Source organism: Streptomyces sp. NPDC057486 (assembly GCF_042802415.1).
In the GTDB taxonomy this organism is placed as follows: Bacteria; Actinomycetota; Actinomycetes; order Streptomycetales; family Streptomycetaceae; genus Streptomyces; species Streptomyces yanii.
This window is the reverse complement of sequence record NZ_JBHVEE010000257.1, coordinates 1-5,605: the sequence shown is the minus strand read 5'-3', so window position 1 is coordinate 5,605 and position 5,605 is coordinate 1. Positions and strand designations below refer to the sequence as shown.

The 5,605-nt window shown below is 67.2% G+C and carries 5 protein-coding genes; 3 read left to right on the top strand and 2 right to left on the bottom strand.

Annotation, left to right across the window (positions count from 1 at the left end; all coding sequences use genetic code 11):
• The first annotated feature begins 733 nt into the window (after positions 1–733).
• Positions 734–889: a DUF6131 family protein gene (locus ACFU6I_RS47670; RefSeq protein WP_384380603.1), complete on the top strand. Its 156-nt coding sequence runs from the start codon at positions 734–736 to the stop codon at positions 887–889.
• 359 nt (positions 890–1,248) lie between these two features.
• Here ACFU6I_RS47670 and ACFU6I_RS47665 read toward each other — a convergent pair whose 3' ends face one another.
• Together ACFU6I_RS47665 and ACFU6I_RS47660 are read right to left on the bottom strand one after the other, a co-directional pair.
• Complete coding sequence (locus ACFU6I_RS47665; protein WP_345513857.1) at positions 1,249–1,452, bottom strand: cold-shock protein; 204 nt, start codon at positions 1,450–1,452, stop codon at positions 1,249–1,251.
• Positions 1,453–2,061: 609 nt separating this feature from the next.
• Positions 2,062–2,520 carry a catalase gene (locus ACFU6I_RS47660; protein WP_384380600.1) on the bottom strand — a complete coding sequence of 153 codons (459 nt, stop codon included), beginning with the start codon at positions 2,518–2,520 and terminating at the stop codon, positions 2,062–2,064.
• Positions 2,521–2,650: 130 nt separating this feature from the next.
• On the opposite strand from ACFU6I_RS47660, the gene ACFU6I_RS47655 reads away from it, so the two are divergent.
• Together ACFU6I_RS47655 and ACFU6I_RS47650 are read left to right on the top strand one after the other, a co-directional pair.
• Positions 2,651–3,211 (top strand): hemerythrin domain-containing protein, encoded by a 561-nt coding sequence (locus ACFU6I_RS47655; protein ID WP_384380597.1) that lies wholly within the window; start codon positions 2,651–2,653, stop codon positions 3,209–3,211.
• An 861-nt stretch (positions 3,212–4,072) separates the two neighbouring features.
• Entirely contained in the window at positions 4,073–5,089 is a 1,017-nt protein-coding gene (locus tag ACFU6I_RS47650) for a Ppx/GppA phosphatase family protein (protein ID WP_384380593.1), read from the top strand.
• Positions 5,090–5,605 lie beyond the last annotated feature (516 nt).

The following is a 5,605-nucleotide window of genomic DNA, read 5'->3' as shown; positions in this document are numbered from 1 at the left end:
GCCGCCGCCGCCCCCGACGCCGAACCCCAAGGCGAAGGGGGCTACGAGGAAGAGGAAGGCGAGGGGGGCTACGAGGAAGAGGAAGGCGAAGGAGAGGAAGAAGACGTAACCCCGTCCAGGAAGCAAACACGACAGAGGTGACGCCGTGACTGAAATCGACTTCAGGCAGGGGCCTACCTCGTTTCGGGGCCGCAGACCACCAATCTTGTCGGGCCGCAGTCTGTCCAGATGGGTCGTGTTCCACCGCAGGACTTTGCGCAGCTTGGGCATCGGCTGGGGCGGAGGGGGGCGGCACTGCGGACTGCCGGAGCAGACGGATGTACCGGCTAACGACACTGAGATCGCCTCGAAAACCCTGGTTGCGGACTTCACGGAAACTGGCTGGCGTTGTGACGGCCCACGAGCGAACCTCTTGTAGATGTACTTGCACCGGGCGCGCTCCAACACGGCCGCTCCTCACATAGCCCGGCACGCGCGTCGACGCCTGCGCACTCTGCATCACCGCACCCCGACCCCGTCTCCTGGGAACAGAAGTCCCCTGCATCACCAGTGGGAATGATCGCTAAAGCAACGGCATTGTCATGCGATCGACAGGGGGCAGCCGGGGCAGCAGTCATGCCGGGCCTGGAGGCCAGGAGCCCCGTTTCAGGGCCACGCCCGGGCGAGGTTGCCGCCTGGATAGCACAGGAGCACAGTGAAGGCGAAGAGCCAGTGCACGGAATCGGAGGACACCATGATTGCCTTGGGTGTCATTTTGCTGATCATCGGGTTCCTGACCGGCATCTCGATACTGTGGACCATCGGGATCATTCTGCTCGTCATCGGACTGATCCTGTTTCTTCTGGGCGCTGTCGGCCACGGAATTGCCGGGCGGCGCCACTACTGGTAACTGGGCCAGGGTGTGTGGTTGGACCGAGCCCTGGGGAGCAACCGCGACCGCTGACGGAATCAATGTGCCGTCGACCAGCCGACGCCCTGCTGTTCGCCGGCGCGGAATCCACGCACGACCAAACCGCGCACGCACCGGGCGTCGCCGAGCGGCCATCCGACGTGTTCGGGGAACGGCTATCAGCGGCTGGGACGTTCCCCGAACACGTCGAGTCTCACTATCATGGGAAGCCTGCTGTTTCCCGCAGTTCTGGTCGTGCTGTTCTTCGTCGCGCCGGCCACCCGACAGGTCGTCCTGCGGCGTCTGGCAGGGCCGTGGTCCTCATGGCCGTCCTCGTAAAGCGATGGCAAAGGTGCGGCTCAGGCGGGGGTGATGTTCTCTGCCTGAGGACCCTTCGGACCCTGGGTGATGTCGAAATTCACTTTCTGGCCTTCCTGAAGTTCACGGAAGCCAGAGCTTGCGATGTTCGAGTAGTGGGCGAAGACATCGGGGCCGCCGCCGTCCTGCTCGATGAAGCCGAAGCCCTTCTCTGAGTTGAACCACTTCACGGTTCCGCTGGCCATTCGTCCTCCAAGGGGATCAAAGCCGGCCCCGCACCGTGCGGGAACCGGAGGGGATCGCCCTGATCCTCACGCTGAACAGCACGATCGCCCGTATTCTCGAGCTTCACGGACGGTCGATACTTCGGAACCAGGACACCTGGCCCGACGCTATACGCGGCTCTACCGGCATAGCGGGGATATCCAGGGGGACTTGGGGGCCCACTCCTCCGTTCGGCGGTGTGCCATGGGGGGCGGGAATAGAGGCTCGCCGTGAGGCACAGTCGACCGTCGGGAAGTCGGGGTCGCGGTATCGGCCAGCGCTCGCACCCCGAGGCCCCCCGCTCCCTGACCGGCACGCGCCCAGGGCGCTTGATTGGGGTGCGCTGGAGCTGGCTGGGCTGGTCAGCTGCCTGAGCGTTCCCCCGGATCAGGGCTGGCCATCGCGTTGCGCAGGCCGCTCGGCGGACGAAACTGCGTCGCCTCTGTGACATCCTTTGGGCACTGGTCAGTGTCATCGCCTCGAAGTACGGAGGTGGCTGGCCAGGGCGTTGTGGTGGCGGAGTGTCGGCGGATGCAACCGCTGCTCGTCACCTGGCCGGGGGTGCTGCGGTGGATGCGGATCGGTAGCGTTCATGGCTGCCTCGTCGACCGTTCTCGGGTTGCCGCGTTGGTGTCGATGCCAGCGACCATGTTCGCGGTGTGGAAGGTGACCTGCTCGGTCTCGGCGAAGAAGTTCTGTGGGTTACAGTCCAGCACCATCCGCACCGGCACCAGCTCCTCCGGCACGATCTTCGTCGGATCGAGCGGGCCGAACGGGTAGGCGTGCTCGTCCTCCCACGGGATGAGCTGCACGCTGAGCTCCCACTCGGGGGTACTCGCTGGCTTCGATTGCCTCACACAGGTTGCGGCGGTGGAAGTGGGTTCTGCCCCGCGGTGAGCTGCCTCTCGTCCCAGACCTGGCAGGCCACGCCCAACTTCGACCTCCAGTGGAACTTCACGTGCCGCGCCGTGGGCGCTCGCGAGGCGGAAGGTGTGCACGCTGAAGTCTGCAATCATCCGGTAGCCGCGCGGGGTGAACTGGTCCGACATGTGTCGCGCCGTGGGCGGCGGGGCCGATCGGGTGAGGCCACAGCGGGCCTGGCAGACGCGCCGTGCCAGGCGGGATACCTCTGGGCTGGGCGGGAGAGACCCGACCCCGAATGAGAGAGGCGGATGTGCGATGGGGCACGGCGGGAACGTGATCGACGAGCTGATGACCGATCACCGCGAGGTCGAGGAGATGTTCGGCCGCATCCAGGCGATGACCGCGGGCGGCCAGCAGCTGCGGGACCAGGTGAACGAGGTCACCATCGAGCTCGTGCGGCACTCGGTCGCCGAGGAGCAGTACCTGTACCCGGCGGTCCGCGAGCACATCGACGGCGGCGACCCGCTCGCGGACAAGGAGATCGCCGACCACGGCCGGATCGAGAAGATCCTCAAGCAGCTGGAGAGGGTGGACACCGACGACCCGCCGATGCGCACGCTGCTGCAGCAGCTCATGGACGAGGTCGCCGCCCACGTCCAGGACGAGGAGAACAACCTCTTCCCGATGCTGCGCCGCGCCTGCACCCCGCAGCAGCTGCACGACCTCGGGGACAAGATCCGCCAGGCCAAAGCCACGGCGCCCACCCGGCCGCACCCCTCCGCGCCCAGCACCCCGACGGCCAGCAAGCTCCTCGCCCCGGGTATCGGCCTGGTCGACCGGGCCCGCGACTTCGTCACCGGCCGCGGCAAATCCTGACCGCCACTGCGGCTTCCACGGGTAGCCGGGCAGTGCCGGTCACGGTGACGCCGTCCCCTCCGCGGGTTCGGTATGGGGCGGCGAGGTGAAGGAGTAGGGTGCCCAGGGGCCGGTGACCTCGACGCGCACAGTGATCGGCTCGGTCATCACTCATCCCGCTTCTTGGGGCGGACCTTGGCCGACTGCCGGCGCTGAGGCGTCGCATGCGGCGGTTTCTCGGTCACGGAACGGCGTTCTTCGGCCGACGGAAGTTCCGCGTCCTCGCGCAGAGCTTCGATCTCCGCGCGCGGGCGCTTGTTCTCCTCTGCCAGCTCGCGACTGCCGTTCGCGTCTGCCAGCTCGTGACTGCCGTTCGCGCGGGAGGCGGCGGGTAGTCGACGGGCGCCACCGACGGCCGTGCTCTGCCGTCCGGTGCGTTTTGAGCGGAGCGTCGACGCGCCCCCTTCTCTCCCTCCACCGTCCCACTCACCCTGGCCGGGCGCGATTCTCCGAGGGGCGGGACGCCATCTTCATGACGTCACGGCGTCACGAAGAGTTACTCGTCCGACACAAGTCGAGCAGACCTGTCAGTCCGGCAAGGGCCTGTCGGCCTGATGAACACCAGGTCAGTCGCTGGACGTCCTGGCACAGCTGGGCCACCCTCGCGATGCTCGCACGACGACAAGCCGCAGCTGCGACATGAAGACCGCGATCTACGGTCGAGGGATCCGAGACTTGCACGTTCGCAACTCCACCCCTGTGGGTCATGGCGCGGTGTGCACGGATAGTGACGATAGGCTCGCGCGGTGGGCTGGAATCCTCGTCGCACCATCGTCAGGAGAGCGAGCTGCCGGTCCGAGCGGGGGCAAGGGAGGCGATGGGGTGCGGCAGGCAGGTGTGCTCGATGTCGGGTGCCACAGTGCGTTGCTGACGGTGGTGCGACGGCGCCCGGGGACGGTGCTGGAGCCGGTGTTCTCTCGCAAGGTGCGGCTGAGACTGCACGAGACCCTCGACCGCAAGGGACGGCTGGACAAGGCCGGCGTGCAGAGCGTCGAACGGGCAGTGGCCGAGGCCGTCGCCGCTGACCCGCGTCTGCGCGGGCCTGAAGTGTTCGCGTTCGCGACCTCCGTCATCCGGGACGCGCCCAACCGCGACGAGATCATCGCGCGGGTGGCACGCACAACCGGCACCCGCCTTCGCGTGCTGACCGGCCAGGAGGAGGCGCGCCTGGCCTACGTGGCCGCCCGCCAGTGGGCAGGCTTGACGGCCGGACAGCTGCTGGTCCTGGATATCGGCGGCGGTACGGTAGAGATCGCCTCCGGCACCGGAGACCGGCCCCGTGTCGTCTACTCGCTGCCGTTGGGCGCCCGCAGGATCACCCGGGACTGGCTTCCCGACGGCATCGCACCATCCCCACGCCGACTGGCCGAGGTCCGGCAGCACCTCCGCCGGTCCCTGGAAGCCGTCCCCGGCTTGCCGCAGGCCGAACCGGGCGGGCGGGTGCTGGCCTGCTCCAAGACCTTCGAACAGCTCGCCCGGCTCGCCGCCGCTCAAGGCAAGACACCGCGATCCGGACGGCAGCTCGCGCTACCCCAACTGTGCACGTCAGTCTCCCTGCTGGCCGCCGCGGGACCGTCCAGCCGTTCCAAACTGCCGGGCATCTCCCGACACCGCGCCGAACAGTCCCTGGCCGGAGCCCTGATCGCACAGGCGCTCATGGAAGCCTGCGGGGCCGAGCACGTCGAGATCTGCCCCTGGTCCACTCGAGAAGGACTGCTGCTCGAACGCCTCGGCGTGCCCCACAGCACAGCCGACACCCCTGGTCGGCTGAGCCCAACGGACGTCGAAAGCGTCGACACCCGGACCATCACGGCCGAAGACAACCGTGAATGGGTATGAGTCAACGGAGATCGAGGAACGCCTCGGTGGGCTCTCGGCAGATCGCTCGCCATGCTTGGATGACCTGGACCACGACGCCGCCCCTGCCCCGGCCGTAGCCGTGGCCAGAGACAGGGGCGGAGTGCTCGGGGGCGAGTTCCAACCCACCCAGCTTGAGTCCGCCCCCTCCCGAGTGTGGGGGCGGATTCGTCGTCCGGCCGCGGGTGGGTGAGGATTCCGTGGACCGGACGACTCATCCACTCAACCAGCCCACATCCCCCTGACTCAAACCCCATGTAGGCCATGCGGCGGTACGCAGGCCGCGAGTTCGTCGATGGCAGTCCAGGCCGCCGCCAAAGGACATCAAGACCACCACGTACACCAACGATTGCTGCCTGCGGTGTTGAGTCCGCAGCCGAATGGCTCCTGACGACCATGGGCGGCTAGTGTCTTGTGATTCCGTCAGCATTACTTGATCTTGTGTGGCAGGGTCTCTTGGTATGGAGCTGTCCGTGGAACAGGCCGCCGAGTTGCGGG

Excerpts from the sequence above, each read along its gene's own strand:
- ACFU6I_RS47660 (WP_384380600.1), bottom strand. The coding sequence starts at position 2,520 with ATGTCGGACCAGTTCACCCCGCGCGGCTACCGGATGATTGCAGACTTC.
- ACFU6I_RS47655 (WP_384380597.1), top strand. The coding sequence starts at position 2,651 with ATGGGGCACGGCGGGAACGTGATCGACGAGCTGATGACCGATCACCGC.
- ACFU6I_RS47665 (WP_345513857.1), bottom strand. The coding sequence starts at position 1,452 with ATGGCCAGCGGAACCGTGAAGTGGTTCAACTCAGAGAAGGGCTTCGGC.
- ACFU6I_RS47670 (WP_384380603.1), top strand. The coding sequence starts at position 734 with ATGATTGCCTTGGGTGTCATTTTGCTGATCATCGGGTTCCTGACCGGC.